The 25,555-nt window shown below is 58.9% G+C and carries 24 protein-coding genes and 2 pseudogenes; 11 read left to right on the top strand and 15 right to left on the bottom strand.

Features of this window, described 5'->3' with window-relative positions; translation table 11 throughout:
- Positions 1-193 precede the first annotated feature (193 nt).
- The 6 genes and pseudogenes from NKF25_RS05445 to NKF25_RS05420 all read right to left on the bottom strand — a co-directional run bounded on the left by NKF25_RS05445 (position 194) and on the right by NKF25_RS05420 (position 5,201).
- Complete coding sequence (locus tag NKF25_RS05445) at positions 194-613, bottom strand: Zn-ribbon domain-containing OB-fold protein (protein WP_253225688.1); 420 nt, start codon at positions 611-613, stop codon at positions 194-196.
- The gene (locus tag NKF25_RS05440) at positions 613-1,590 is read right to left on the bottom strand and encodes a hypothetical protein (protein WP_253225687.1); all 978 of its coding nucleotides are present in this window, start codon (positions 1,588-1,590) and stop codon (positions 613-615) included. Before NKF25_RS05440 ends, NKF25_RS05445 begins: the two co-directional genes overlap by 1 nt.
- Positions 1,587-2,749 (bottom strand): annotated as a pseudogene (locus tag NKF25_RS05435) (thiolase domain-containing protein). Before NKF25_RS05435 ends, NKF25_RS05440 begins: the two are co-directional and overlap by 4 nt.
- Complete coding sequence (locus NKF25_RS05430) at positions 2,749-3,522, bottom strand: CoA-transferase (RefSeq protein ID WP_253225686.1); 774 nt, start codon at positions 3,520-3,522, stop codon at positions 2,749-2,751. Before NKF25_RS05430 ends, NKF25_RS05435 begins: the two are co-directional and overlap by 1 nt.
- The gene (locus NKF25_RS05425; RefSeq protein ID WP_253225685.1) at positions 3,519-4,436 is read right to left on the bottom strand and encodes a CoA-transferase; all 918 of its coding nucleotides are present in this window, start codon (positions 4,434-4,436) and stop codon (positions 3,519-3,521) included. The genes NKF25_RS05430 and NKF25_RS05425 overlap by 4 nt, the downstream gene beginning before the upstream one ends.
- Before the next feature lie 264 nt (positions 4,437-4,700).
- Positions 4,701-5,201, bottom strand: coding sequence for an Lrp/AsnC family transcriptional regulator (locus NKF25_RS05420; protein WP_253225684.1), 501 nt, complete (start codon positions 5,199-5,201; stop codon positions 4,701-4,703).
- A 246-nt stretch (positions 5,202-5,447) separates the two neighbouring features.
- Between NKF25_RS05420 and NKF25_RS05415 the strand changes: the two genes are divergently transcribed.
- A complete protein-coding gene (locus NKF25_RS05415) occupies positions 5,448-6,785 on the top strand; it encodes an acetyl ornithine aminotransferase family protein (RefSeq protein ID WP_253225683.1) in 1,338 nt (445 codons plus the stop codon).
- A 10-nt stretch (positions 6,786-6,795) separates the two neighbouring features.
- A complete protein-coding gene (locus tag NKF25_RS05410) occupies positions 6,796-8,025 on the top strand; it encodes a M20 family metallopeptidase (RefSeq protein ID WP_253225682.1) in 1,230 nt (409 codons plus the stop codon).
- Positions 8,026-8,074: 49 nt separating this feature from the next.
- On the opposite strand, the gene NKF25_RS05405 is transcribed toward NKF25_RS05410, so the two are convergent.
- A complete protein-coding gene (locus NKF25_RS05405) occupies positions 8,075-9,232 on the bottom strand; it encodes an FAD-dependent oxidoreductase (protein WP_253225681.1) in 1,158 nt (385 codons plus the stop codon).
- A gap of 363 nt (positions 9,233-9,595) precedes the next feature.
- Here NKF25_RS05405 and NKF25_RS05400 point away from each other — a divergent pair, with 363 nt between their 5' ends.
- Genes NKF25_RS05400 through NKF25_RS05385 form a run of 4 tightly spaced genes read left to right on the top strand, consistent with a single transcriptional unit; the run spans position 9,596 to position 13,695 of the window.
- Complete coding sequence (locus tag NKF25_RS05400; RefSeq protein ID WP_253225680.1) at positions 9,596-10,729, top strand: PotD/PotF family extracellular solute-binding protein; 1,134 nt, start codon at positions 9,596-9,598, stop codon at positions 10,727-10,729.
- A gap of 52 nt (positions 10,730-10,781) precedes the next feature.
- Positions 10,782-11,870, top strand: coding sequence for an ABC transporter ATP-binding protein (locus NKF25_RS05395; RefSeq protein WP_253225679.1), 1,089 nt, complete (start codon positions 10,782-10,784; stop codon positions 11,868-11,870).
- Entirely contained in the window at positions 11,867-12,892 is a 1,026-nt protein-coding gene (locus NKF25_RS05390) for an ABC transporter permease (protein WP_253225678.1), read from the top strand. The genes NKF25_RS05395 and NKF25_RS05390 overlap by 4 nt, the downstream gene beginning before the upstream one ends.
- Complete coding sequence (locus tag NKF25_RS05385; RefSeq protein ID WP_253225677.1) at positions 12,889-13,695, top strand: ABC transporter permease; 807 nt, start codon at positions 12,889-12,891, stop codon at positions 13,693-13,695. Before NKF25_RS05390 ends, NKF25_RS05385 begins: the two co-directional genes overlap by 4 nt.
- Positions 13,696-14,343: 648 nt before the next feature.
- Here NKF25_RS05385 and NKF25_RS05380 read toward each other — a convergent pair.
- From NKF25_RS05380 to NKF25_RS05370, 3 genes are all read right to left on the bottom strand, one after another.
- On the bottom strand, positions 14,344-14,787 hold the full coding sequence (locus NKF25_RS05380; RefSeq protein WP_253225676.1) for a universal stress protein: 444 nt from the start codon (positions 14,785-14,787) through the stop codon (positions 14,344-14,346).
- Positions 14,788-14,885: 98 nt separating this feature from the next.
- Positions 14,886-16,040: a cobalamin-independent methionine synthase II family protein gene (locus NKF25_RS05375; protein ID WP_253225675.1), complete on the bottom strand. Its 1,155-nt coding sequence runs from the start codon at positions 16,038-16,040 to the stop codon at positions 14,886-14,888.
- 86 nt (positions 16,041-16,126) lie between these two features.
- Positions 16,127-17,545 (bottom strand): amidohydrolase, encoded by a 1,419-nt coding sequence (locus NKF25_RS05370; protein WP_253225674.1) that lies wholly within the window; start codon positions 17,543-17,545, stop codon positions 16,127-16,129.
- Positions 17,546-17,743: 198 nt separating this feature from the next.
- Here NKF25_RS05370 and epsC point away from each other — a divergent pair, with 198 nt between their 5' ends.
- A complete protein-coding gene (gene epsC, locus NKF25_RS05365) occupies positions 17,744-18,310 on the top strand; it encodes a serine O-acetyltransferase EpsC (protein WP_253225673.1) in 567 nt (188 codons plus the stop codon).
- Positions 18,311-18,395: 85 nt separating this feature from the next.
- On the opposite strand, the gene NKF25_RS05360 is transcribed toward epsC, so the two are convergent.
- From NKF25_RS05360 to NKF25_RS05350, 4 genes and pseudogenes are all read right to left on the bottom strand, one after another.
- Positions 18,396-19,343 (bottom strand): isocitrate lyase/PEP mutase family protein, encoded by a 948-nt coding sequence (locus NKF25_RS05360; protein WP_253225672.1) that lies wholly within the window; start codon positions 19,341-19,343, stop codon positions 18,396-18,398.
- A 481-nt stretch (positions 19,344-19,824) separates the two neighbouring features.
- Positions 19,825-19,926, bottom strand: a pseudogene (locus tag NKF25_RS24425) (ArsR family transcriptional regulator); the annotation flags it as partial.
- 691 nt (positions 19,927-20,617) lie between these two features.
- A complete protein-coding gene (locus NKF25_RS05355) occupies positions 20,618-21,427 on the bottom strand; it encodes an alpha/beta hydrolase (RefSeq protein WP_253225671.1) in 810 nt (269 codons plus the stop codon).
- 138 nt (positions 21,428-21,565) lie between these two features.
- Positions 21,566-22,120, bottom strand: coding sequence for a MaoC/PaaZ C-terminal domain-containing protein (locus NKF25_RS05350; RefSeq protein WP_253225984.1), 555 nt, complete (start codon positions 22,118-22,120; stop codon positions 21,566-21,568).
- A 280-nt stretch (positions 22,121-22,400) separates the two neighbouring features.
- On the opposite strand from NKF25_RS05350, the gene NKF25_RS05345 reads away from it, so the two are divergent.
- Genes NKF25_RS05345 through phaC form a run of 4 tightly spaced genes read left to right on the top strand, consistent with a single transcriptional unit; the run spans position 22,401 to position 25,030 of the window.
- Positions 22,401-22,721 (top strand): AbrB/MazE/SpoVT family DNA-binding domain-containing protein, encoded by a 321-nt coding sequence (locus NKF25_RS05345; protein WP_253225670.1) that lies wholly within the window; start codon positions 22,401-22,403, stop codon positions 22,719-22,721.
- On the top strand, positions 22,714-23,181 hold the full coding sequence (locus NKF25_RS05340) for a hypothetical protein (protein WP_253225669.1): 468 nt from the start codon (positions 22,714-22,716) through the stop codon (positions 23,179-23,181). The genes NKF25_RS05345 and NKF25_RS05340 overlap by 8 nt, the downstream gene beginning before the upstream one ends.
- Before the next feature lie 44 nt (positions 23,182-23,225).
- Complete coding sequence (locus tag NKF25_RS05335; RefSeq protein WP_253225668.1) at positions 23,226-23,762, top strand: poly(R)-hydroxyalkanoic acid synthase subunit PhaE; 537 nt, start codon at positions 23,226-23,228, stop codon at positions 23,760-23,762.
- 23 nt (positions 23,763-23,785) lie between these two features.
- Positions 23,786-25,030, top strand: a complete 1,245-nt coding sequence (gene phaC / locus NKF25_RS05330; protein ID WP_253225983.1) for a class III poly(R)-hydroxyalkanoic acid synthase subunit PhaC — start codon at positions 23,786-23,788, stop codon at positions 25,028-25,030.
- A 43-nt stretch (positions 25,031-25,073) separates the two neighbouring features.
- Here the strand turns inward: phaC and NKF25_RS05325 are convergent, their stop codons facing one another.
- Positions 25,074-25,514, bottom strand: a complete 441-nt coding sequence (locus NKF25_RS05325; protein ID WP_253225667.1) for a universal stress protein — start codon at positions 25,512-25,514, stop codon at positions 25,074-25,076.
- Between the last annotated feature and the right edge of the window lie 41 nt (positions 25,515-25,555).

Here is a 25,555-nt window from a genome sequence, read left to right as displayed (position 1 = left end):
GTCCTCGTTCGTCATGCACCTTGGATCGAGCGCTAATAAAACTAACTAGATACCAAAATTGACGAAGTTATTTTGTGATGATTCTAATTTGGAGGGTGTTTGTTAGCTCGGAGATGAATGAGTGGGTGAGACGGTGGCGTAGTTCGGAACGATCGACCGACGACCCGAGTATCGCGTACTCACCCCACGCGAGTCACTCCGTCGCGGGGACGAACTTGAACCCGTATCTGACGACTCCCTCCTCCTCGTAGATTCGGCGAATGCGACCCGAGACGGGCATACCGACCGCCACCTCGGTAGGGTCGACATCCGTGACCTGTGCGGTGATTCGCGGCCCCTCGTCGAGTTCGACGATGGCGACGACGTACCGCCCCTCCGCCTGCGCCTGCCCGGCGAACTCCGGGGGCGCACCACCCGGCGAGAGGACGGTGTAGGAGTAGATGATGCCCTCTCCCGAGAGGTCGGCCGCCTCGAACGCGTCGCTTCGGCAATCGGGACAGGCTCCCTTCGGGGGGAACACGACGGTCCCGCAGTCGGTACAGCGTTCGCCCTCGAACGCCAATCGTTGCCCCACGGTTCGCTCGTACATCGGAATCGAGATGTGTGCACCCATCAGTTCGACACCTCCTGCAATCGCGCGTACTCGGCGTAACTCAACTTCTCGGTCGCATCGAGCGAGGCACCGACGCCAGCCGACGCGCCATCTTCTTCGACCCTGTCGGTCGTCTCGAAGACGAACGCACTTGCACCGTGGCCGTACCCATACCCCGCGACGAGGATTCTGGAACCCGATTCCGCGGCGTCGAGGGCCGCGGAGAGACCGACGAGGGGCGAGGCGACGCCCGCGAATCCCATGCGCTTGACGACGAATCCGGCACTCATCTGGTCGGCGTCGAATCCGAGTCGAGCGCCACCGCGCCATGACATCTTCACGTCGTCCTGCGGGAACACCGCGTGGTCGATATCCTCGGCCGCGCAGTTCGCCTCAGCGAGGGCGTCGTCCACGACGACCGAGAGCGCTTCCACGAAGCCGTCCGTCGTGTACCCGCCGAGCGAGAGGTCGGTCACCTGCCCGTCCGTTCGGAACTTCGCCGGGAGGTAGGCGTCCACGTAGTGGGCGCTTCCGACGCGGACCGCGAGCGGGTCGTCACCGACGACGAACGCCGCGGACCCGGCACCGAGGACGTGCTCGGCGTCCTCGTCTCGCGGAGCGTCGGGCGTATCGGATGCGACTACGAGGGACGACCCGAACGAGAGTCCGACGTCGAGTGCTTCGAGGCCCGCCTTCCACGAGTTGCCGAACTCCAGTGTCCGGCATGCCCCGTCGATACCGAGCGCCCGCGAGAGCGGTCCACTCACCAACGACCCCGACTGCGGATTCGACGTGGTGGCGAACGCGAGCGTCTCCGTGCCCTCTACGTCGACCGCTCGCCCAGACTCCGTGGCCATCGTGATGGCGTCTTCGTCGTAGGAGAGGACCGTCTTGCGGTCGATTCTCGCGGCGAATCGTCCCCACGCCTCCTCGTACGTTTCAGCGGTGACGTGGTAGGACGGAAGCGAGACGGCGTAGTCGGTTATGCCGACGCTCATGCGTCCACCTCGTAGATGAAGACGGTCGCCGCACCGCCGGACCCGCCGACGTTGTGCGAGAGGGCGACGCTGCCATCGACCTGTCGTTCGCCCGCGTCGCCGCGGAGTTGGTCGAACACCTCCACGACCTGTCCGATACCGGTCGCGCCCAGGGGGTGACCCTTCGACTTTAGCCCGCCGCTCGTGTTGACGGGCAGGTCGCCGTCCCGTCGCGTCCGACCCTCGTCGATGAGTCGCCATCCCTCGCCGCGGTCGGCGAATCCGAGGTCCTCGTACGCGAGGAGTTCCGCGATGGTGAAGCAATCGTGGACCTCCGCGAGGTCGATGTCGTCGGCGGTTCTCCCCGCGCGGTCGTAGGCCGCGTCGGCCGCCTCGCGGACCGCCGAGAGCGACGTGATGGTGTCCCGGTCGTGGAGCGCGAGATGGTCGCTGCCGCCGCCGAATCCGGTGATGTACACCGGGTCGTCGGTGTACTCGTGCGCCTCGTCGGCCGGGACGACCATCGCGCAGGCCGCGCCGTCGGTCGTCGGGCAGGCGTCGTAGAGGTTCAGCGGGTCGGCGATTTCCGGCGCACCCTGTGCCTTCTCCAGCGAGACTTCCCGTTGGAACTGGGCTTTGGGGTTCACCGCACCGTTCTCGTGGTTCTTGACCGCGACCTTCGAGAGGTGTTCGTGTTCGGCGTCCGTCTCGTGGAGGTATCGCCGGGCGGCGATGGCGTAGACGCCCGCGAACGTCATGCCCGCGAGACGCTCGTACTCGGTGTCGCCGCTGACGCCCAGCCAGTACTTCGATCGGTCGCCGCTGAGGTCCAGCATCTTCTCGACGCCGCCCGCGAGGACGGCGTCGCTCGCGCCCGACCCGACGGCGTGAACCGCGTCGAGCAGGGCGAAACCGCCGGAGGCGCAGGCGTTTTCGACGCGCTGGACCGACACCCCCGTCAGTCCGAGGTGCGACGTCAGCGACGCGCCCGTGATGCCGAGTTGGTAGCCGCCGACGCCGAGACTGCCGACGTAGGCTCCGTCGAGGTCGTCAGCCTCGAATCCGTGGTCGACGACTCGACCATCGCGTCGTAGGCCGATTCGAACAGTTCCTTGATGCCAGCGTTGGGGTGTTCCCCGTAGGGACTCTGTCCCGCGCCGACGAGTGCCACGTCACGCACTAGTCGCCACCACCCGTGTAGATGCCGTCGGGGTCGAGTTCCTCGCGGATGAGTCGAATCTCGTCGTCGTCGGGGGTCGGCGTCTCGGTCACGTCGTCGGCGAACTGGACCTCCCAACCGGTCGCCTCCTGTACCTCGTCGCGGGTGACGCCGAGGTGCAGCGTTTCCACGTACATCTCCCCGCTGTCGTCGAATTTCATCACGGCCTTGTCGGTGATGACCGCCTCGGGGCCGCCACGGAGGCCCATCTCCTCGCGGCCCTCGCGTCCTTCGATGTACCCCGGCGAGGTGACGAAATCGACCTCCTCGGGGAATCGGCGCTTCTGGTGGGGTGCGATGATGAGTGTCCGATGGGCGTTACTGGAGATTTCACAGGCCCCACCGCTACCCGGAAGCCGAACCTTCGGGTCGTCGTAGTCGCCGATGACGGTCGAGTTGATGTTACCGCGTTTGTCGATCTGTGCACCGCCGAGGAATCCCACGTCGATGCGTCCGGCCTGAAGATAGCGACTGAAGCCCTCGTACATCGGAACGATGCTTCGCGCGCCCGTTGCGAGAACCGGGTCACCGATGGAGAGCGGGAGCGCGTCGGGGTTCGAATCGACGGTCCCCGATTCGTATATCATCTGGAGGTCCGGCGCGTGCGTCCGCTTGGCGAGGTTACACGCGAGGTTCGGGACGCCGACGCCCACGAGGACGGTGTCGTCGTTCTGCAGTTCGAGCGCCGCGCGCGTTATCATCTGTTCCGTATCGGTGTAGTCGAGGTCGCTCATGCGTATCGCCCCATGTCGATGGGTTCGGCGTAGTCGTGGGTCGGTTCGAGGTCGAGGAGGCGCTCGGCACCGAGTTTCTCGACGTATTCACGACGGTCTTCGACGCCGTAGACCCACTCGTCGAGCCATTCCTGGGTGGTCTCGTGCGTCTTCGACATCTCGTTCCAGTCGAGGTACGCGGCGTTGTCGCGGCCGTAATATCCCTGCGTGTAGGAGGGGTGCGATCCGTAGGGTGCTTCGACCACGTAGTCGACGACGGTCCCCGGAATTTCGGTCCGATTGGGGTCGCTTCGGAGCGTCTCGGCGTCCACGATTTCCTCGACGCAGAGAACGACCGTGTCGGCGGCAAAGGCCGCGTCGACCACGTCGCCAGTTATTCCCCAGAGGTGCGCGTCGCCCTCGGGACTCGCGCGCTGCCCCCGGACGATGGACACGTCAGGGTTCAACGGTGGGACGACACAGACCTGTTCGTCGGGGGCGAACGGGTTCTGAACGGTTCGGATATTGTCGTTGTGCTCCGGGAGACTCGACCCGACGAGGCTCCGAAGGGGAACGAACGGCATGTCACGCGCGCCAGCGAACAGACGCGAGACGAGGCCGAAGTGCGAGTACTCGTCGATGGTTATCTCGTTCGGGACGCCGTCCTCGACTGCGCGACGGAACGCTCGAAGACTCCCGACGCCGGGGTTGCCCGCCCACGAGAAGGTGACTGCCGAGGCGCATCCGGCGGCAATCATCTGGTCGAAGACGAGGTCAGGCGTCGCCCGCATGAGGTGGAGGTCCTCGTACCCCTGTCTGATAATCTCGTGGCCCGCAGCGAAGGGGATGAGGTGCGTGAACCCACCGAGGTAGACGCTATCCCCGCCGTCGACAGCACCCGAGATCGCGTTCGTCAAATCTGTTACCTTCGTCATCTCTGTCCTGATTTGTAGCGATCCTATTTTTATCTTCCCCTCGCGGAACCAATTACAATTCAGACCGGTATATTTTGACTATAGTGCAATATATGGTATGTGTTGGCATTCTACGTGGCGGTAGAATGGATGCGGGATCGAGAGGAATCCGGTGTGTGTGTGAAGAGGACAAGTGAGGATGAGAAAGAAGGTGAGGATGAGAACGGAGGAGAGGGGAGATTCGAAGTCGGTCGCGAATGGCACTTGTCGAACGACCGTCGAGGCTCAGGAACGGAGGGCTTCGAGGTCCTCGTCGTCGTAGTTGACGAGGAGGCGGGGTTCGTCCTTGAACGTCTTGAGGACGATGTTCGTAGCCGAGTGGGAGACTCCGTCGGTGTGGATGATGTCGTCGATGAACTGCTGGAGGTGGTCGTGGTCGCGGAGGTGAGCGATGAGGATGAACGACTTCTCACCGACCATGAAGTACGCCGTCTGGACGCCGGAGATGTTGGAGAGACGCTCGCCAATATCGTCGTATCCGGGGCCGTACTCGCTCTTGATTTCGCTGATAACGGTGAGATTCAGTCCGAGTTTCTTCCGGTCCATATGCGGTACCTCCCCCGTGACGATGCCCCGCTCGCGGTACTTCTCTATTCGGTAGTAGACCGTCGAGGGACTGATCCCGAGTTTGTCGCTCAGTTCCTCTACGTCCACGTCAACGTCGCCTTCTCGATCCAACCAGCGGAGTATCTCGAAATCTTTCTCATCGAGGTTCACGTCGGCCATGGTTGTAGTAAGATGAATAGAGTATATAAGTGCTTTCCAATTTGTTGAGCTTTCATCGATAATTGTCGAGCAGGGGTCGTGGACGGCGGTCGCGTCCGGGGCTCACTGGACCCTATGGTACGATGACCGTTGTCCATCCGCGCGCGGTCCGCATGCGACAATTCAGACCAATAATAGTCGCGCATATTCCGAACTGATGCAATTTTTTCCCTATAATTTAATACTCAGCACAACAGACCCCGTGCCATGAGCAAGCAAGACAATCGGTCGGTAGCGGGACCAAACATCGTGACGGACCTGCCGGGAAAGAAGGCGAAACGACTCGTCGAGGCGGACGGCGAGGTCGTCTCGCCGAGTTCGCCGCGGGCGTACCCGCTCGCCGTCGAGAGTGCGCAGGGACTGAACGTGACCGACGTGGACGGCAACCGCTTTTGGGACTTCGCCAGCGGTATCGCGGTGACGAACGTCGGCCATCGACACCCGAAGGTCGTGGAGGCGGCGAAGAACCAACTCGATTCGCTGGTCCACCCGGCGTTCTGCGACTACTACTCCCCGGAGCCGACGCGACTGGCCGAACGGCTCGAAGTGATCGCTCCCGGTAACTCCCCGAAGAAGGTGTTCTTCGGCAACAGCGGTACGGAGGCGGTCGAAGCAGGGATGAAACTCGCACGGCATCACACGGGCCGCCACCGATTCGTCGCCTTCGAAGGCGGGTTCCACGGGCGGACGATGGGCGCGCTTTCGCTCACCGCGAGCAAGACGAAGTACAAGCGCGGTTTCGGCCCGCTCGTCCCCGGTGTGGACCACATTCCGTACCCGAAACCCGGAAAGTACGGTAGCGACGAGGCCGCGATAAAAGCGACGTTCGACGCCTTCGAGGACCTGATTCGGACTCGTGTCCCCGTAGACGAAATCGCGGCTATCGTCGTCGAACCCGTACAGGGCGAGGGAGGCTACGTCGTGCCACCGGAGGGATTCCACGAGCGCCTCCGCGAGTTCGCGGATGACCACGGGATTCTCCTCATCGCCGACGAAGTGCAATCGGGATTCGGCCGCACCGGCGAATGGTTCGGGATGGACAACTGGGGCGTCGAACCCGACATTACCCTGATGGGGAAGGGCATCGCCAACGGTCTCCCGATGTCCGCGATGGTCGCCAAAGAAACGGTGATGACGTGGGGCGCGGGAACGCACGCGAGCACGTACCACGGGAATCCCGTGGCCGCTGCGGCCGCGAACGCCGTTATCGACGTCATCGACGACGAGAACCTCCTGGACAACGCGACCGAGGTCGGTGCACACCTGATGGGCGAACTCGACGCGCTCGCGGAGGAGTTCCCGCAAATAGCGGAGGTGCGCGGCCTCGGCTTGATGATCGGTGCCGAATTCGTCGACCCCGAGACGGGGAAACCCGACGGCGACCTCTCGGAAGCGGTCATGCACACCGCTTGGCGACACGGTCTGATGATCCTCCCGTGCGGCCAGAGCACGGTCAGATTCGCGCCGCCGCTTACCATCACGAAGGAACAGGCGACGGTCGGTATCGAACTCTTCGGCGAGGCGCTCGCGGAGGCGCTGGAGTAATTCTCCCGCCATGTCCTCTGATACGACATCCGAGACTTCCGCCGGTATCGTTGACGAGATAGATCCCGACGAGACGGTCGAGTTGCTCCGGGACATGGTTCGGATTCCGAGCCCGTTCTTCGAGGAAGAAGAGATCGCTGCGTACATCTACGACTGGTTGGACCAACGCGGCCTCGACCCGGAGTACCACGCCGTCTCGGAGCCAGAAATCACCGACTTCGAGGGGAACAACGTCGTCGCCCGCCTGGAAGGCACCGACCCCGACGCGCCGACGGTCCTCCTGAACGGGCATATGGACACCGTCCAGCACGTCGACGGTTGGACCGAAGATCCATGTTCGGGCCGCATCGAGGACGGTAAACTGTACGGACAGGGCGCGTGCGACATGAAAGGCGGCCTCGCTTCGCTCCTCGTCGCCTTCGAGAACCTCTCGAAGCGCAACCTCCGCGGCGACGTGATTCTCACGACCGTCGTGGACGAAGAGGGGCCGTTCGGCCTCGGAACCGACGCGACGATTCGAGACGGTCTCACCGACGACTGTGACCTCGCCGTCGTCACCGAACCCGCGCCGACCATCACCCAACAGGACATCGAGAACCCGGCCATCGTCCTCGGCGCTCGTGGCCGCTTTCTCTACGAGGTGACTGTCACCGGAACGGCCGCACACGGATCACAACCGGACATGGGGGTGAACGCTGCGCTCGACGCCGCGCGTCTCGCAACGGCCTTCGAAGGGTTGGAACTCGGCCAGCATCCGAAACTCGGTTCCGGTTCCGTCTGCCTGCTCTCCATCGAGGGTGGAGGCGAACCGCTCTCGGTCCCCAACCGCTGTGTGATGGAGATCGACCGTCACGTCGTGCCCGGCGAGACGGCCGAATCCGTCCTCGCGGACGCGGAGCAACTCGTCGCCAGCCTCGACTTGGAGAGCGACGTGGACGTTTCACTTCGGGAGACGCCGGAGCCGGATATGTACTTCCAACCCTACGTGACCGACGAGAACGACCCGCTCGTGCGACCGTTCTTCGAGAGCATCCGCACGCTGTTCGACACCGATCCCGACGTGGGCTACTTCTCCAGTATCGGTGACTTCAACCACCTCGGCGGCCGCGCCGGGATTCCGACCGTCATCGTCGGACCCAGCGGCGCGAACGTCCACGGAACGGGCGAGTACGTCCAACTGGACGGGGTAGTCGAGACCGCACAAGTCGTTTCCGACGCAGTGAGTCGGTTGGTCGAGTGAGCGGCAGGAGAGAGCAATCAGGCCGTTCAGGGTGATCACCCCACGCCACTCACTCGCGAAACACGTCGGTGAAGCCATCGAACCGCGAGAGCCGAACCGCGTCGTAGTATTCCGTCGGATTTCCGCGAAGGAGTTGTTCTGCGACGACGTGTCCGATGACCGGTGCGAGTTGGATACCGGCGGCGTTGAACCCCGTAACGTAGAAGCCGTCTACCTCGGTCCAACCGGCAATCGCGCCGCCGTCGGGTGTCAGCGAGCGCACGCCGACCCACTCGTCCGCAATGCGTGCTCCCTCGGTCCACGGAAAGTACGTCTCGACCACGCGCCGAATCTTCTCGCGGAGGTCCGCGGGAACCGCAGTCGGCGCGTCGGTGGGGTCGATGTCGCGTCCGGCCTCGTCGTAGCCGCCGGGATAGTGGCCCGCGAAGACGGTTCCGTCGGGTTGCTGGCGGAAATAGACGCCGCTCTCGGCGTGTTTGACGCTGAACGTGTCGTAGGGGACGTCTGCGGGCGGATCGAAAACGAGAATCGGGCCGAGGGTGTGTCGAATCGGGAGTTCGAGGTCGACCAATCCCGCGACGTGGGTGTTCCACGGTCCGGCCGCGGCGACGACGGCGTCGAACTCGCGGTAGTCGCCGTCGGCAACCAGACCCGTCACGGAGCCGTCATTCGCCGTCACGTCCTCGACGTTAGTACCCGTCTCGAAGGTCACGCCTCGATCTCGCGCCCGTGCGACGAACTCCGCGGCGAGTTCGGTCGCGTCGAGAAATCCGATGTTCGGACGGAAGAGTGCGCCCTCGACAGTGGATGTATCCAGTCCCGGGTGGAGGAGTTCCGCGTCGAGTTCATCGCCGGGGACAAACTCGACCGGCCCGGAAGCGTACTCGCGGGCCTCGGCTCTCAGCTCTTGGGCCTTCTCCGGTGTTGAAGCGATTCCAAGGCGGGGCGCGAGCGTGTACGACGAGTTCGCCTGCGGAGCTGCGAGGAACTCGTTGTAGAGGCGAACGCCGTACGCCTTGAGGAGACGATATTCCGGCGATTCATCGCCCCAGAGACCGCAGAACGCGCCCGAGGCGGCCGTCGTCTCGTCCGCGAGTTTGCCTTGTTCGAAGACCGTCACGTCCGCGTCGGCCGTCCCGCCAAGGTGATACGCGACGCTCGAACCGACGATTCCGCCACCGATGACTGCGATTCGTGTCGTTTGCATGGAAGTGGTCGTTACGCCGACCCGGAGGGCCGTACGTCCGTCCCATAGTCGTAAATGGGCGGCATTAACAATTATTCCGATTATCCAGAACGAGATGGGAGATTATATAGACGATGTTGTAGATACTGCAATTGAACGGCAATAATCCCCGTCTCGTCCGGGCGGCCTCGCCAGAAAGGCGGCAGGGAACCTCCGGTAAACAGTTGGGTTCTGCAAGCGATTTTTGAGCAACACTCGATTCAACACACTCCATTACTGGATGGCCAATTTTAGAATTTGGACGAAATTATGAACCTAATATTCTACTGCGCCCATCCAGGCCCAAAAATTTTAAGTAGTAGCGATGGGATGGCTCGATATAGTATGATAGAGAAACTCAACCGTCGTTCGTTCCTCAAGGCCACTGGGACGACGGCGGCGATCGGTTCTTCGGCCCTGGCAGGATGTACGGGGAACGATGGAACGACCACGAAATCCGGCAGTAACGAGATGACCGATACGCTGAAGTTCTACTCGTGGGGTGGATCGACCCAGGAGGCGCTCAACAAGCACGTCATCAAACCGTTCGAAAAGGAGTACGACGTCACGGTCAAGCAGTCGAGCTTCGGCGGCCAGGACAAGATGCTGGCCAACGTCCGGTCAAGCTCCGAGGGTGCCTACGACATCATCATGCCTTCGACATCGACCTCCTACGCGGCGGCGAAGCAGGACCTCGTCGAACCGCTTCGTCTCGACAACATCGAGACGTGGTCGAACCTCATGCCGGTGTTCAAGGACTTCATCGTCGACCCCGGAGAGAAAGTCCACACCGCGCCGCTGTACTACGGTACCATCGGAATGGCCTACAACACCGACCAGGTCGACGACTCCAACGGCGTTTCGTGGGACATGACCTTCGACCAGAAATACAAGGGCAAAGTCGCCATGGAAGGCGTTCCGTACGTCCGCGTGTTCACGACTGCACTCAAACTCGGTATGGACCCGAACAAGATGGTCGGTGACGCCGGATCCTACAAGGAGGGCGTGAAGAAGGTTTACGATGCGATGGCCGAACAGCACGACCTCGTCAAGAAGTACTGGACGAGCGGGCAGGAACTGACCTCGCTGTTCTCCAACGAAACGGCCTACGTCGGCGAGGCGTGGGGCGGTCGTATCCTCTCGCTTCAGGGAGAGGGCTACGAGAACCTGAAGTACGCCATCCCCAAGGAAGGTGCCATGGGCTGGACCGACACGTTCGCGATTGCCAAGGGCTCGAAGAACCGGTACACCGCCGAGAAGTTCATCGAGTTCGCCTACCGCGACGACGTCATCAAGAACCTCGCGCCCGAAATCGGCTATCCGCCAGCGACGAAAGTAACTTCGAGTGACATCAAGTCGCTTCCTGATTTCGACTCGTCCGGCGGTGAGGGTCTGAAATTCCAGGATATGGAGTTCAAGAACGAACACCAACAAGACTGGTCCCAGACGTTCGAACAGATCAAACTTGGGAACTACTGAGAGATCTCAGACAGTTGTTTATATTCAAATACACGATTACCCCCGATACAACATGAGCTACGTACAAATTTCCGGTGTCACGAAGTGGTTTGGTGACGTGCATGCAGTCGACGACGTCAGTTTCGAAGCCGAACGCGGTGAGTTCGTCTCTCTCCTCGGTCCGTCAGGGTGCGGCAAGACGACGACGCTCCGAATGATAGCCGGACTCGAAACGCCGACGTCGGGAACCATCGAAATCGGCGGTGAGGTGGTGACCGAACAACCCCCCTACGAGCGCGACATCGGCATGGTGTTCCAGCACTACGCGCTCTTTCCGCACAAGACCGTCGGCGAGAACGTCGGGTTCCCGCTGAAGATGCGCGGCGTCGGCAAGGAAGAACGTCGAACCCGCGTCGAAGAGGCACTCGAAATGGTCAGACTGCCGGGTATGATGGACCGGTCGCCGACCGAACTCTCCGGCGGCCAACAACAGCGCGTCGCCCTCGCGCGGGCGCTCGTGTTCGAGCCGAACGTCCTCTTGATGGACGAGCCACTCTCGGCGCTCGACCGCGTCCTTCGACAGAAGATGCGCATCGAACTGGAACGCATCCAAGAGGAGATCGGCATCACGACCATCTACGTCACCCACGACCAGATGGAGGCGTTCTCGCTGTCCGATCGGGTCATCGTCCTCGACAGCGGCGAACTGTCCCAACAGGGCAGTCCGCTCGACATCTACGAGAACCCGCAGTCCGAGTTCGTCGGCGAGTTCATCGGCCAATCGACCAAACTCGCAGGGACGATCACCGACGGAGACGACAACGTCGCACTCCGGACCGACTCCGGCTTGACGCTCGAATCGACCGAGAAAACCCTCCCGCCGAACGCGCCAGCGCTGGCCTTCCTCCGGGCGGAGAAACTCAGCATCTCGAAGGTCTCGACCGGGGCCACGAACGAACTGTCGGCGACGGTGACGACGATGAGTTATCTGGGCGAGAAGACGCTGTTCTTCTGTACGCTCTCGACCGGCGAGGAGATAACCGTCGCCGAACACGGCTTCACCGGCGTCGAAGAGTACGAGTCCGGTGACGAGGTGTTCATCACGATTCCGGCGGAGGAACTCCTCCTCGTGGACAGCAAATCCGAGGGAGAACCCGCATGAGTAGCGAGCAAGAGTCATTCGGAAACGGCGTTCAATCGGCCTCCGTCGAGACGGACGGCCTCCGCGAGTGGCCGTTCAAGATCAGGACCGCGATACTTCGATCCGGGCCCGTCACCGGCCCGTTCGAACGAATCAAAAACCGCGAGAGCATCCTCGCCAGCGTGCAGGCGGGCCTCGGCCTCGGCTGGATGGTTCTGTTCCTCTTCGCCCCGCTTCTGTATATCGTGACGCTGTCCTTCTGGCAGCGCGGCGCAGGTGGCGTCATCATCCAGCAGTTCTCGCTGAGCAACTACGAGTACATCCTGACCCAGAACGTCGATATCGCCACGCTGACGTTCGACAACCTGTATCTAACCATCCTCCGGCAGTCCCTGAAGTACGGCTTGTTCGTCACGCTGGGCGCGCTCGCCCTCGGATACGTTCCCGCGTACTTCCTCGGCCGGACCGTCTCGAAATGGAAGGCGGCGTTCCTCCTCCTCGTCGTCCTTCCCTTCTGGGTTCCGCTCATCATCCGGTACTACGCATGGATCCTCGTCCTCGGGAACAAGGGACTCCTCGTGTCGATGCTCGGGTGGGTCGGCATCGAGAGCGGTGGGTTCCTCTACTCGGACCTCGCCGTCATCTCGGGACTCACGCAGGCGTTGCTGCCGTTCATGATTCTCCCGATCTATAACAGCGTCAACGAGATAGACGACTCGCTCATCGAGAGCGCGAAGACGATGGGTGCGACGCCTCTACGGACGTTCTACGAGGTGACGCTCCCGCTGACGCTGCCGGGTATCAGCGCGGGCGTGATTCTCGTGTTCATCCTCTCGGTCGGGAGTTATATGGCACCGGCGCTGCTGGGTTCCCCGTCGAACACGATGGTCGCCAACCTCATCGAGACGACGTTTGGCCAGAACTTCGATTGGCCGCTGGCGAGCGCCATGGGCGTCGTCTACCTGCTCGTGTTGTTCACCCTCATCAGTGTGTTCAACCGGTTCGTTGGCCTCGACGACGTGATCGGAGGTGGTGCCGAATGAGGACCCGCGACGAACTCGGATGGAGCGCGATCAAGGGGACGACCGGGTTAGTGTACCTGTTCCTCCTGTTCCCGCTCCTCGCGGTCGTGATCATCTCGTTCCAACCGTCGAAGTTCCCGACGTTCCCGCCGGAGGGGTTCAGCCTCAAATGGTACCAGGCGTTCCTCAACAGTGACCGGATGCTCACGGCACTCAGGAACAGTTTCATCGTCGCGCTCGGCGCGTCGGTGTGTGCGGGCATCGTCGGCACCATAACCGCCCTCGGATTCGTCCGGCGGTCGTTCCCCAAGAAGGACATCCTGTCGAGCGTGCTGTTCCTGCCGATGATAATCAGTCCGGTCGTCATCGGCGTGGCGCTGACGGCCTTCCTCACGAAGATGGGGTTCCAGAAGAACTACCTGTTCCTCATCGCGGGCCACACGACGCTCGTGTTGCCCTATATCTTCGTCACCGTCCGAGCCCAACTCTACGGGTTCGACCAGGAGGTCGAGGAGGCGGCGATGACGCTCGGGGCGAACGAACTGGAGACGTTCTTCGAGGTGACCCTCCCGCTCATCACGCCGGGGCTCGCCGCTGGGATGCTCCTCGCGTTCGTCATCAGCTTCGGCGAGTTCACGGCGACCCAGTTCTGGGTCCAACCGTCGACCTCGACCGCGCCCATCGAGATTTACACGATGGTCCGCACCAGCATCACGCCGATGATCAACGCGATGGCCACGGTGCTGATGCTCATCACCGTGGTCGTCCCACTCACTTTGGATCTCATCCTCGGCAAGAACCTCATCCTCAAATCGGGGCTCTGAGACGTCGCCGAGAATTTCTTCACGGGTGGGGAGGAAAGCCTGCCACGTCCTCGAAGCATGGACTGGTATCAATAGGATCGATTAGAACGTCGTACGCTCGCCACCGCCAGTGACCGACTAGCCGATTATTCCGTCTTTTGCCAGCGCGGTGCAGAATGAAGTTTTGGAACTGCCGCACTCAAGTCCATTTGAGCAGCGCCGTAGAATTGCTCCCTGCCGACGGGAGTAGTAACGCGGATGATCGAGGTCTCACTCGTCGATCGGAAGATGGACAGTTTCCAGTGGTTCTCGTGTCCCCATTCACTGTGGAGTGTCGACTCGGAATCTCCGACGGACCGTGACCCCAACTCCCAACTCAACCGAGTCAGATGGGATAGATCGAACGGCACTATGCCAGGTAACGTTACACAACTGGAGGGGTTTTTCGGAGTGTCGTGGATGGCCATACCATACTACTTCGAGACCATGATTAAAAATGTAGGTATCTGCCGCTTATCTGAAATCTCGTTCCGTCCGTCTCGTTCGGTATCGGACTTCCCACTGGTGTGACGCGACGAATCCCGTGGTCGTGTCGACATCGCCATTTGGCTACCCACTTCGAAATCGGATCCGGTTACGGATACACACGCGCTGAAATCGCCCTGACCATCAGACCACGTGAACGGGGACGTCGGAAAGGCCGAGGACGCGCTTCGTCGTCGAACCGATGAGGGGTTTGTCGGGGTCCGACCGCCCCCGCCGTCCCATCACGACCAGATCGATGTCGTTTTCGTGGACGTATTCGACTACCTCGTCCTCCGGGATTCCGGATTTTACGACGGTAACACAGTCGACGCCGCTTTCTTTGGCTTGCTCTTTTACTTCGTTTACGAATTTGTGTCCCTTCTTCTCCAGTCGCTTTCGGGTCTCCTTGATATCGCTCGGGATCGCGACGAACCCCGCGTCCCCCATGTCCATCACGTAGAGCGCGTGGACGGTTCCACCGCTATCCTTCACGAGTTCCATTGCTTGTTCCGTTGCGCGTTTCGCCGCTCTGCTCCCGTCGGTCGGCACCAAAACACGCTCGTAAACCGCCCCCTCCGTTTCGTCCATACGTACTGTCTCGACCCGACAACTAATGAATAGACGCCCATTTCTTCGCGCGTTACCGCCTTCGTTGAAGGGAATGTGCTTATTAAATCACCGTCGAATCAGTGGATGCGTTCGGTCGCGATCTCGGCACCTTCGACGAGCGCCCCTAGCTTCTCCCACGCGATCTCGGGGGAGACCATTCCGAGTCCGGCCTGCGTGCCGAAACCGCAGTCAGGCGCGGCGATCAGCGGCGTCGAATCGTCGACCGCGTCGACGACCCGTTCGAGGCGGTCCGCGATCGTTTCGGGGTGGTCGATGATGTTCGTCTTCACGTCGACGACACCGGGGATCAGCGTCCAACCGTCGGGTACCGGGTGTTCGGCGAACGCACGGTACTCGTGTTGGTGGCGGGGGTTGGCCTGCTCGATGCTGAGTCCGGTGATGTCGGCCTCGTAGATTTCCGGTAGCATCTCGGCCAGATCCATATCGAGGTGGTGGGGTCCCTCGTAGCTCCCCCAACAGGTGTGGAGTCGGACCTGCTCTTCGGGGACGTTCGACAGCGCGTCGTTGAGCGCCTCGACGTGGAGGCGCGTGGCCCCCTTGATATCTTCGAGGGACTCGCCCGCGTACGCCGACGTCTGACCGACGGTGAGGAGTTCGGGGGCGTCGATTTGGAGGGTCATTCCGGTCTCGGCGACGAGTTCGTACTCCTCGGCCATCGCGTCCGCGGCGGCGAAGAGGAACTCCTCGTAGGAGTCGTAGTAGTCGTTGACGTGCGTGGCGGTGACGATACTGGGCGACGCGGAGGTCACGAACGTCCCCTCGAAATCGGCGTCGGTGGCCGCCAGCGCGTCGCGGAACCCTGCGAGTTCGGCCTCCGCCTCGTCCTGGCCCGTGTACTCGATGGGACCGGTGACGACGGGTTGCATCGAGAGGTCGATGACGTCCGTCTTGAACGTCTCGTCCGCGTACTCGGGGAACTCCTGCAGGTCCGCCCAGAGTTCCTGCTCACGCTTGCCCTCGATACCGCTGAGTCGGTCCGCGACGTACCAGTTGAACGAGACACGGGACTGCTCGCCGTTGTTGGCGATGTCGATACCGACCTCGGCCTGCCGTTCGACGATGTCGCGCGTGGCGTCCGCGACGGTCGCGTCCCACTCGTCAGCGTCGACGTCCTCGCCCTCTTGGCGTTTCTTGAGGAGGTCGAGCAGTTCCGGCGGTCGAGGGAGGCTCCCGATGTGCGTCGTACGAATTCGGTCGTCGTTCGTGGTCATTCGGTAATCATGTGGGTTATAGAATCCAAACAAAATATAACCCACGGTAGTCACAAATTCGTTCTCACGACGCTATTCGAGTTCGATCACGGCGAGGTGATATCGAACGGCGGTTCGGTCCCCGACGGGAGCGGCGTTTCGTAGCCCCGCTCGCCGGTTACCTCGTGGAACTCCTCGGTGGCCTCCGCTACGATGTCCGGGTTTTCGAGGAGTTCGTACGCGGTTCCGCCGAGAACCTTCGCGGCATAGACGGCTCCTTTCTTCCCGAAATCGCCGTTAGCCGCCGTCGCCTGCCACGTATGCCCCGGCGTCCCGACCGCCCACGTTGCGGCGCGGAATTGGCCGGTCGGGGTAATCCAACTCACGTCACCGACGTCGGTCGAACCCCCGCCGACGTTCCCCTCCGCGTGTGGCGGCACCGGGACATCGTAGATGTTCGCATCGCGTATCTCGTCCGCGTACTCCTCGGGGACGTCTTCCAGACTCCCTTCGACTTGCTCGTCGGGAACGGTTCCCTTGAGATCCGCTGCAAACGCTCGGTCTTCGTCGGAGTATCCGACCTCTCCGAGTTCCCGCATCGTTTCCCAGATGACGTCGCTCACCGTGCGATTGGGGAGGTAATCCCAACAACCGGTGACGTACTGGCGATCCACCTCCGTTTGTGTCATCATCGCCGCGCCGTCGGCGATCTCGGTCATCCAGTCGCTGATGCGCTCGACTTCGGCCCTCGTCGGGGCGCGGACGTAGTACCAAACGGTCGCCTCCGCGGGCACGACGTTGGGAGCCTCGCCGCCGTTCGTGATGACGTAGTGAATACGGGCCTTCTCCGAGACGTGTTCCCGCATGTACTCCACGCCGGTGTTGAAGAGTTCGACGGCATCGAGCGCACTCCGGCCGGATTCCGGCGACGCGGCGGCGTGAGCCGAGACCCCTTCGAACGTGAACCGAATCGAGTCCATCGCGAGCGACCGGTCGAGCGTCGGCGTACTGAGAGTCGATGGATGCCAGGTTATCGCGGCGTCGAGGTGATCGAACGCACCATCGCGGGCCATGAAGACTTTGCCCACGAGCGTCTCCTCCGCCGGACAACCGTAGAATTCGATCGTCCCGTCGACGTCACCGCGTTCGATGGCACGCTTCACCCCGATGGCCCCGCCGACACCGGCGACCCCGAAGAGGTTGTGACCACAACCGTGTCCCGGCCCACCGGGTTCGACGGGGTCGTGTTCCGCCTTCACCTTCTGTGAGAGGTCCGGCAGCGCGTCGTACTCACCGAGGATACCGATCGTCGGGTCGCCGCTTCCGTACGAGGCCCGGAACGCCGTCGGCATCTCACCGAGTCCCTCCTCGATGTCGAACCCTTCTTCCTCCAATCGGTCGATGAGAACCTGCGCGGATTTCTCCTCGTGGAGACCGAGTTCCGGCGTCTCCCAAATACGCTGGGCCATCGCTCGCAGTCGCTCCCGTTCGCGTTCTACCGCTTCGAATACGTTCGCTCTCGCCATGCCTTCGGCTCTCGTGCCGCGAGTATCAACGTTCGGCTCCCTATCAGGGTTCTCCGGTTTTCGGAGTTCGTCACCCCAAGTTCGTTCTCACGGGTATGTTCCGTGCGATCGAGTCGTGGACAAATTCCGGAAAGGAGGCATGGGAAAATCCCAGGATGGAGGTCTTTTTGTGATCCGGAGCCAATACCATGTAACGCCATGATCGACAGGCTCAAAGAGGACGTTCAAACCGCGATGCGCAAGGACCCTGCGGCACGGCACCCGCTCGAGGTCGCGCTTGCGTATCCCGGTCTCCATGCGATCTGGCTGCACCGCATCGCACACGCCGTGTGGTCCGCGGACCACTTCATCATCGCGCGGTTGATTTCCCATCTCTCCAGATTTCTCACGGGCATCGAAATTCACCCGGGTGCCTCGATCGGTCGTCGGTTCTTCATCGATCACGGGGCTGGCGTGGTAATCGGTGAAACGGCGGAAATCGGTGACGACGTCATGCTCTATCACGGGGTGACGCTCGGCGGTGATTCGATGGAACGAGAAAAGCGTCATCCGACCGTCGAGGACGGTGTCACGATCGGGACGGGTGCAACCGTGCTCGGCCCCATCACGATCGGGAAGGAAGCGAACATCGGCGCGGGGGCCGTGGTACTGAATTCGATTCCACCACACTGCACCGCGATCGGAAACCCCGCGGAACTCACGGGCGATTGTACACAGACGGTCCGTGAGTGGGAAGCGTCCCTCCGCGATGCGGACGAGTCCTAGCTCATCAGCGATCGTTTCCCGACACATAGATTTCGATTCCCTGCTACCCGATTTTGGACGCCGCTGACCGCTCCGAGGGCCGGATCTAGTCGGATTCGAGATCGTCGCCGAGCGAACCCTCGTACTTGTTCTGCTCCTCGTCGGGAAGATACTGCCGCTCCCACTCGATCACCTCCGGAAATCCGGCGAATTCGTGAAAACTACCGACAGGCTGGGCGTCGAAGTTCTCATCGATGCGTCGCATCGCTGCGACGGGGTCGTCGGCGAAGTCGCTGAAATCGGAGTAGACGTTCGCGATGGTCGATAACGTCGCGGCGATGGGGAACAACACGATGTCGAATCCCCACGATTCGAGCGACGACAGGTCGACGTACGGCGAGGTGCCGGTCTCGCCGACGAAATTGTAGACGAGGGGGCCGTCGACTTCCCGGCCGATGTATTCGAGTTCCGATTCGTCGGTGGGTCCCTCGATGAATGCGACGTCGGCACCGGCTTCGAGGAACTCGTTTGCGCGAACGACTGCTTCGTCGAGCGACCCATCACCGGTTCCTCGGGCGTCAGTTCGGGCGATGAGAACGAAGTCCGGCGCGCGGTCGTCTCGAACGTCGGCCGCGGCCGCTATCTTCCCGACGGCCTCCTCACGCGGGATGACTCGTCTCCCTTTCGTGTGGCCACAACGTTTCGGGAACGTCTGGTCTTCGAGGTGGATCGCACCGACGCCAGCTTTGATGTACTCCCGAACGGTCCGAACGACGTTCGTCGCGTTTCCGTAGCCGTTGTCGGCATCGGCCACGAGTGGAACGTCGATACGCTCCTGAATGTTCGCCGCGTTGCTGATCATCTCCGGCATCGTGATGAAACCAGCGTCGGGATAGCCGGTTTTCGATAACGAGGTTCCATACCCGGTCATGTAGATGGCGTCGAAGCCGACAGCATCCGCGACGGCGGCGGTGAGTGGATCGTGGACTCCAGGGCAGACTAGCAACCCGTCGCGATCGAGGCGCTCCCGGAGCACAGCACCGTAGTCAGTCATGGACGATCACGCGGTCGACGCTGGGGAATCGTCGTTGGGAAGTCGATGTCGTTGCAATTCGGACGTCGCCGATGTCCTCACACAGTGTTGGAGCGGTGTTCGAGTACATCGTCGGTCAGTACGACAGCACCGTACTTTGCGTTGGCGTCGAAGCGGGTGGCAGGGTGTCTGTCTTCGGCGGGAGCGTACGAAAGCCGTGCTGGCGGAATGAGATCTCGTTTCTAATCGTCGAAAAACAACCCGTAACTGATCGCCTGTCACCGACCGTGTTATTCCATTCGTTCGAACAGGTGCTGTCTGATAGCAACGGTTAAATATGATAACACACCACATGAAGTTGCGTCGTATTGGCTTGCAAAAACTACGCTCAGGACGTTCACCTGTCGTCCACGCCAAGCAGATGTCGGTCCTATCGTCTGCTTTCGACGGCTCACAATTTTCACTCCACATACCGGGTTACGGTAGTCGATCGAAACGGAGCGACGGGACGGTGGACCTGGAAAATGATCTCTGCAGCGAGGGGTGAAATGTCCAAACCGAGTGCCAGTAATTGGAGGGTCACCTCACCGCGTTCACGCACAACGGGAAGTAGGAGACGGTGAGTGCGTGTTCCAGTTCGCACCATCAATGACACATTATTGGTAAAAAGACTTTAGACCAAATTCAATGTAGCTTTGCTACCCGCTAACAATGGGAGTGAGTCGCCGATGGGTTCCGATATTACACAAGATATGCATGTAGAACTGTTCGTCCGAGTAAATCCCTCACATGGAGTAGAGCAACAAAAACAAGCAGTTATCGATCGGCTCAGGACGCTCGAACGAAAAGGAAACATCGCGAGCGTGGACGTCCATGTTTGGGGGAGAGAGATTCGGTTGAACGGTCCGCTTGAGGGAACTGACTATCATGAGTCAGTCATTAACCATGTGACCGAGTTCGAACAATGGCTCGCTGAAAACAGCGCGTCCATGGACGGCTTCTTTTCCCATCGGGACATCGATTCGAGCATTTCGGACGAGTGTTATTCAGTCATATCGCTCCCGTTTACGTGCCTTGCAGTTTATCAGGATGACGAACTACGGGATCTCTATCCACATCGTGATAGTAAGACGATCCATACGGTTCATGACTGTCTCAACCGTCTCGAAACGGAGAATTCTCGAAAGGGGACACAATAATTGTTCCTGCTTCGGTTGCCCTTCGGCTTCCCAAAAATTTTGACATGTCTATCTCTCGCTTGCAAGAAGTAGTCGATCTGTAGCTATATTGGTTGATCACAATCCAGAAATAAAATCGTCGACCTCGGAATTGAACTCTCTGGAATTATCCATATTCACTAAATGTCCCGCGTCGGGGATCTCTACATGGGAACTGTTTCGTATATTTTTCGTGATTTGGACGTTTTGCTTGCGGACTGCATAATGCTCGTGATCGCTAGTGATCACGAGCGTCGGGTTCGTTATCTGAACATTGTTTCGCAAATCACAATTGTACATCGCATCAAAAATCTTCACGAATTCGTCGGCGTGTATTCGATCAACGTCTCGTAGCACGTAGTTCCGAGTATCTTGTTCGAGTGATATCCACTGGTGCCCCTCTAAAAGTTGGAAGAATGGAAATGAAAGTTTAAAGTACAATTGTGGTCCCAGTCCATACAACATAAGGTGCCGCTGTATCTTCGGAAACAGCAATTCTTTTTGGGTGTGTGTTAGCGGGAGCGGTGGGAACGATTGAACTGTATTCGCAAGAATAATTCCCGAAACATCGTTCGGATATCGGCTTGCATACCTTTGTGCAATCATACCACCAAGTGAGAGTCCACAAAGAACGGGCATTTCGACGGAAAGATCGGTGAGCAGGCGTCGGAGATCCTCGGTGAAAAGATCGATCGAATAGGCTGATTTGGATGAGCTACCTGTCTGTCCATGCCCACGAATATCGTACGTAATAACGCGATATTCGTCCTCAAATCGTTCGATTTGGTTTCTCCACATCTTTTCGCTCAACCAACCACCATGGATGAATACGAGTGGAGAGCCCGTGCCGCGTTCCGTATAGTTCGTCGTCAAGCTTTTAGTTTCCATTCGTTGAATTCCGTAATTTCTGACCGAGTTCGATTATCTTCCTTTGACAGGAGGACAACGGTATGAGTTACTAGCGGCGGTGACCCATTTATTGATGTTCTCCAACAGCAAGCCGTAGGTTTGCGCTAATGGCCTGTCTCACTTTGATTCCTGTTCGGTGTCCGGAATATCATCGATGAGAACCGTCGATTTCCCCTTGATAATCTCCTGGTCGTCTTCGTTGTAGACGAACGTCGAAAGTGCATATCGGTTGTCGTCGAGAATATCGATCACCTCGACCACTGCTGTTAATGTTTCACCGGGTTCGACTGGCCTGAGGAACTCAAGGTCTTGCGAGAGATAAATCGTTAGACCCGGTAGACGTGCCAATGCCGCGCTGATCAATCCCGAAACAAGGGTTCCATGGACGATTCGTCCACCAAACCGGGTCTGCATCGCAAATTCATCGTCCAAGTGGAGCGGGTTCGTGTCCCCACTAGCTTGTGCAAATGCACCGATATCCGTGTCAGTGAGGGTCTTGGTAAACTCGACGGTATCTCCGATGGAGATGGCGTCCGGCTCTTCGACAGAGCGCTCAAAAGACCAAGTGGGTTGTTCGCTAAGGTTAGGTTCGTCATCAGCACTGTTTTCTCCGGTTGAGAAGCCAAAGGCAGCGAGTGAAGCCCGATTTACCTCGACGAAACTATTTAACACGTGCCCGGAAGCTTCCAGCCATGATTTGGTGATACTTCGAGTGGGGTTGAGCGAGGATTCGTTTTTGCTCATGATAAGTTACTATCCGAACTAAAGAGTACGTGGTGGAGCATATTAATAGTAATTTCGGCGTTTTCAACTCGACTGTTCGATAGAGTGGAGAAATCAGAATGTGAACAGCCACGTAAAACCCACTCGATACCATTCAATGGTTCAACTCACCACTGAGTGTCTTTCAGGGGTAGATTTTTACAGTAGGACCTCGTACTGCCGGTCGAAGATGGCGAATCAGGACGACCGAACCATGTGGCCACCCGCACTGTTCGCAGACCAACTGCAACAGGCGAGTGAGGACGTGGCAGAGCAGCAGGTAGAGATGTGGAAGCAGATGGTATCTGGAAACGCTGGCGCGAGGGATGATGAGCTCTCGAAGATCAGATCGCTCGGGAGCGAAACCGCGATTTTCAAAACTCGCGTTCAGAGTGGCGGGCGAATCAGTATCCCGGATGCCGAAAGAGAAGCGCTCGATATCGCTGAAGGAGACATCGTCCAAACGATCGTCATCCCCATGAAAAATCAATCGGAGGAAACCCATGAATAACAACCCATTCGCCCCGATGTTCGAACTGCAGCGTCAGTCGATAGAACAAGGTCAGAAGATGATCGAACAATCTATCGAAGTCCAGAATGAAGTGAACAAATCCTTCGTCAAGGCGGTTGAGAGTCAAAAATCGGCTCAAGAGAAAGGTGTTGATGCCTGGAAATCGGCCACCGAGACGTCCCTCAACGTAGCCGATTCGACGACACCAACGGACTCGACGGCGTTCACCGATATGCAAGAAACGATCGATGACCAGTTCGATGTGTTGAGCGACATTCACACCGAAATCTGGGAGTCGGTTGAACGTAATATAGAGACCGGTACGGAAGTCTCAGAGGACATGAACGAAACATTCCTTTCGTTCGTTAATGACTCCGTTGAGATGGCTATGAAGACAAGCGAACAGTTCGAAGAACAGTCCGAGACCGTCGTCGATGCGACTGACGTTGAGATCGAATAACCCCGTAACAACGTTTTTGCCACCCCACATCATAATAATAATCCATGGCGAATCCATCTGAGAATTGGAACGAGTATATGGGAGAGATGAACGAAGCGTTCCTCGAATCACTCGAACAGAACGTCGAAGCGCAAACCGCCTTCGTCGATTCTTGGATGAACGCATTCGAGAGCCAGGAATCGGACGAAATAACAAAGGACGGAATGAGAGGGTACGTTGGTGCGTATGAAGCGTGGATGAATGCCGCTCAAAAACAATTCGAGCGAATAAACGACGCACTCGAGGGCGAAGAGGTCCCAATCGATGAGTTTCGTGATATATGGCTGAAGGCGGCCAACGATGCATTCAAGGAAGTGACAACTACATCGGCATTTTCCTCGATGACTGGCGAATCCGTCGAGAACTCGATGGCATACAAACAGACTGTCGACGAAGCCACTGAACAGACACTCAGTACCTTTGGCCTTCCGACGGAAGGCGATATTCAAGAGGTCGGTGAGCGCTTACTCGAAGTGGAACGCCGTCAGCACGAAATAGAACAGAAATTGGATCGAATCCTCGAAGAGATTGAGAGTGAATGAACCCCTTTACACTCATCGCCGACATGCAGCGGCAACAGTGGGAACAAGCAGCCGACATCATGGAACGTGGCACCGCTCTCCCGGAGCAGACCGAACGGATGATGGATGTCGAAGTCGGTCAGACCCCGTGTGAGGAGGTGTACTCCGAGAACAAACTCACCCTTAATCACTACGAACCAACGACGGACGAGCAACACGACGTTCCCATCCTCATCGTTTATGCGTTGATCAACAGACCGTACATTCTAGACCTACAACCGGATCGTAGCGTGGTCAAAACGCTGCTCGACGAGGGATTCGATGTGTATCTGATCGATTGGGGCGAGCCGTCGAAACTTGATGCACACCTCACACTTCACGACTATGTGGACCGATACATCGACAATTGCGTCGATGTCGTTCGCGAACGTTCCGGTGAGGATGCGATCAATGTTCTTGGCTACTGCATGGGTGGGACGATGAGCGCGATGTATGCGTCCTTGCATCCGGAAAAAGTTAGAAATCTTGGATTGATGGCTGCTGGACTGTGCTTCGATGGAGAAGGGGGTGTTCTCGAACAGTGGGGGGACGAAGAGTATTATTCTCCGGAGGCAATCACGGAGACGGTTGGGAACGTCCCTTCGGACTTCCTCGATGTCGGATTTGCGCTCATGGATCCCGTGGATAACTTCGTCACGAAGTACGTTCGTTTGTTCGATAACATCGAAAACGACGAGATGGTCGAGAATTTCGCCCGAATGGAAAAGTGGATCGGCGATGGGATCGATGTCGCTGGGGAAACGTATTGCCAATTCATAGAAGACATCTATCAGGATAACAAATTGGCGAAGAACGAACTGTATCTGGGAGATGAGCATATCGATTTGGGCAACATCGATATGCCTGTTCTTCAGATCGTCGGGGAGTATGATCATCTGATCCCTCCAGAAGCCAGCAAGCCGTTCAATACTGTAATCGCGAGTGAGGATACCTCTATCATCGAATTCCCAACAGGACATATCGGCCTGTCCGTTTCATCTAGCTCGCATACAAAACTGTGGCCCGAAGTCAGTGAGTGGTATGCGGAGCGGTCAGTAACTCGGGCTGATCTCGAGGACGTTCCCGGAATCGGTTCAGCATATGCCGAACGATTGAACAATGCCGGTATCGACAGCCTGACGAAGCTCGCTAACGCCGATGTAAATCGCCTTGCAGAAGAAACCGATGTTTCGGAAGCAACCGTGCGTAAGTGGGTCGATGAGGCGACTCAAATAGAGGCATCCGAGTAACCTCATTTCGGAAAGTCGATTGAAGGTTCATCGGATTGCAGACTCAAACGGTGAAAACAGGAACTCCCGAGGATCTGATCACTCGTTCTGTGGTGCTTCCAACGTGGGGAGATCCGTGTGCTGAAATACCGTGTTTTCCCATCACGATCAAGTCGATATCGTTCCCATTCGCATACTTTACGATTTCCTGATGCGGAACTCCTCTGAGACATTCGGCTGTCGTTTCCAAATCCCTCTTATTGGCGTTCGAAGCGACCTGTTCGAGTAACTCGTTCCCGTTCGTTTCGATTTGTTCGAGAAACAGTTCTTCACTACTCATGGCTGGTGTCTCTCCATAGACACCTTCATCGACGACAAATAGTATGTGAAGCTTCGAATCGTATTTCTCGGACAGATCGATCGCGTGTTCCACTCCCCGTTTTGCTCCTTTGCTTCCATCAGTGGGCACGAGTATGCTTTCGTACATCGCTGTATTCTCTATCATCTCGATTGCACTTCAATTGGTGGGTACACTTGAGGATGAGG

The organism is Haladaptatus sp. AB643, from assembly GCF_024136975.1.
Lineage (GTDB): Archaea > Halobacteriota > Halobacteria > Halobacteriales > Haladaptataceae > Haladaptatus.
Note: the sequence above shows the minus strand (reverse complement) of the source record. Positions and strands in the feature narration are given on the sequence as shown.

Bases quoted from the DNA above. Each gene is read 5' to 3' on its own strand.
- NKF25_RS05445 (WP_253225688.1), bottom strand. From the start codon at position 613: ATGGGTGCACACATCTCGATTCCGATGTACGAGCGAACCGTGGGGCAA.
- NKF25_RS05440 (WP_253225687.1), bottom strand. From the start codon at position 1,590: ATGAGCGTCGGCATAACCGACTACGCCGTCTCGCTTCCGTCCTACCAC.
- NKF25_RS05430 (WP_253225686.1), bottom strand. From the start codon at position 3,522: ATGAGCGACCTCGACTACACCGATACGGAACAGATGATAACGCGCGCG.
- NKF25_RS05425 (WP_253225685.1), bottom strand. From the start codon at position 4,436: ATGACGAAGGTAACAGATTTGACGAACGCGATCTCGGGTGCTGTCGAC.
- NKF25_RS05420 (WP_253225684.1), bottom strand. From the start codon at position 5,201: ATGGCCGACGTGAACCTCGATGAGAAAGATTTCGAGATACTCCGCTGG.
- NKF25_RS05415 (WP_253225683.1), top strand. From the start codon at position 5,448: ATGAGCAAGCAAGACAATCGGTCGGTAGCGGGACCAAACATCGTGACG.
- NKF25_RS05410 (WP_253225682.1), top strand. From the start codon at position 6,796: ATGTCCTCTGATACGACATCCGAGACTTCCGCCGGTATCGTTGACGAG.
- NKF25_RS05405 (WP_253225681.1), bottom strand. From the start codon at position 9,232: ATGCAAACGACACGAATCGCAGTCATCGGTGGCGGAATCGTCGGTTCG.
- NKF25_RS05400 (WP_253225680.1), top strand. From the start codon at position 9,596: ATGATAGAGAAACTCAACCGTCGTTCGTTCCTCAAGGCCACTGGGACG.
- NKF25_RS05395 (WP_253225679.1), top strand. From the start codon at position 10,782: ATGAGCTACGTACAAATTTCCGGTGTCACGAAGTGGTTTGGTGACGTG.
- NKF25_RS05390 (WP_253225678.1), top strand. From the start codon at position 11,867: ATGAGTAGCGAGCAAGAGTCATTCGGAAACGGCGTTCAATCGGCCTCC.
- NKF25_RS05385 (WP_253225677.1), top strand. From the start codon at position 12,889: ATGAGGACCCGCGACGAACTCGGATGGAGCGCGATCAAGGGGACGACC.
- NKF25_RS05380 (WP_253225676.1), bottom strand. From the start codon at position 14,787: ATGGACGAAACGGAGGGGGCGGTTTACGAGCGTGTTTTGGTGCCGACC.
- NKF25_RS05375 (WP_253225675.1), bottom strand. From the start codon at position 16,040: ATGACCACGAACGACGACCGAATTCGTACGACGCACATCGGGAGCCTC.
- NKF25_RS05370 (WP_253225674.1), bottom strand. From the start codon at position 17,545: ATGGCGAGAGCGAACGTATTCGAAGCGGTAGAACGCGAACGGGAGCGA.
- epsC (WP_253225673.1), top strand. From the start codon at position 17,744: ATGATCGACAGGCTCAAAGAGGACGTTCAAACCGCGATGCGCAAGGAC.
- NKF25_RS05360 (WP_253225672.1), bottom strand. From the start codon at position 19,343: ATGACTGACTACGGTGCTGTGCTCCGGGAGCGCCTCGATCGCGACGGG.
- NKF25_RS05355 (WP_253225671.1), bottom strand. From the start codon at position 21,427: ATGGAAACTAAAAGCTTGACGACGAACTATACGGAACGCGGCACGGGC.
- NKF25_RS05345 (WP_253225670.1), top strand. From the start codon at position 22,401: ATGGCGAATCAGGACGACCGAACCATGTGGCCACCCGCACTGTTCGCA.
- NKF25_RS05340 (WP_253225669.1), top strand. From the start codon at position 22,714: ATGAATAACAACCCATTCGCCCCGATGTTCGAACTGCAGCGTCAGTCG.
- NKF25_RS05335 (WP_253225668.1), top strand. From the start codon at position 23,226: ATGGCGAATCCATCTGAGAATTGGAACGAGTATATGGGAGAGATGAAC.
- phaC (WP_253225983.1), top strand. From the start codon at position 23,786: ATGCAGCGGCAACAGTGGGAACAAGCAGCCGACATCATGGAACGTGGC.
- NKF25_RS05325 (WP_253225667.1), bottom strand. From the start codon at position 25,514: ATGATAGAGAATACAGCGATGTACGAAAGCATACTCGTGCCCACTGAT.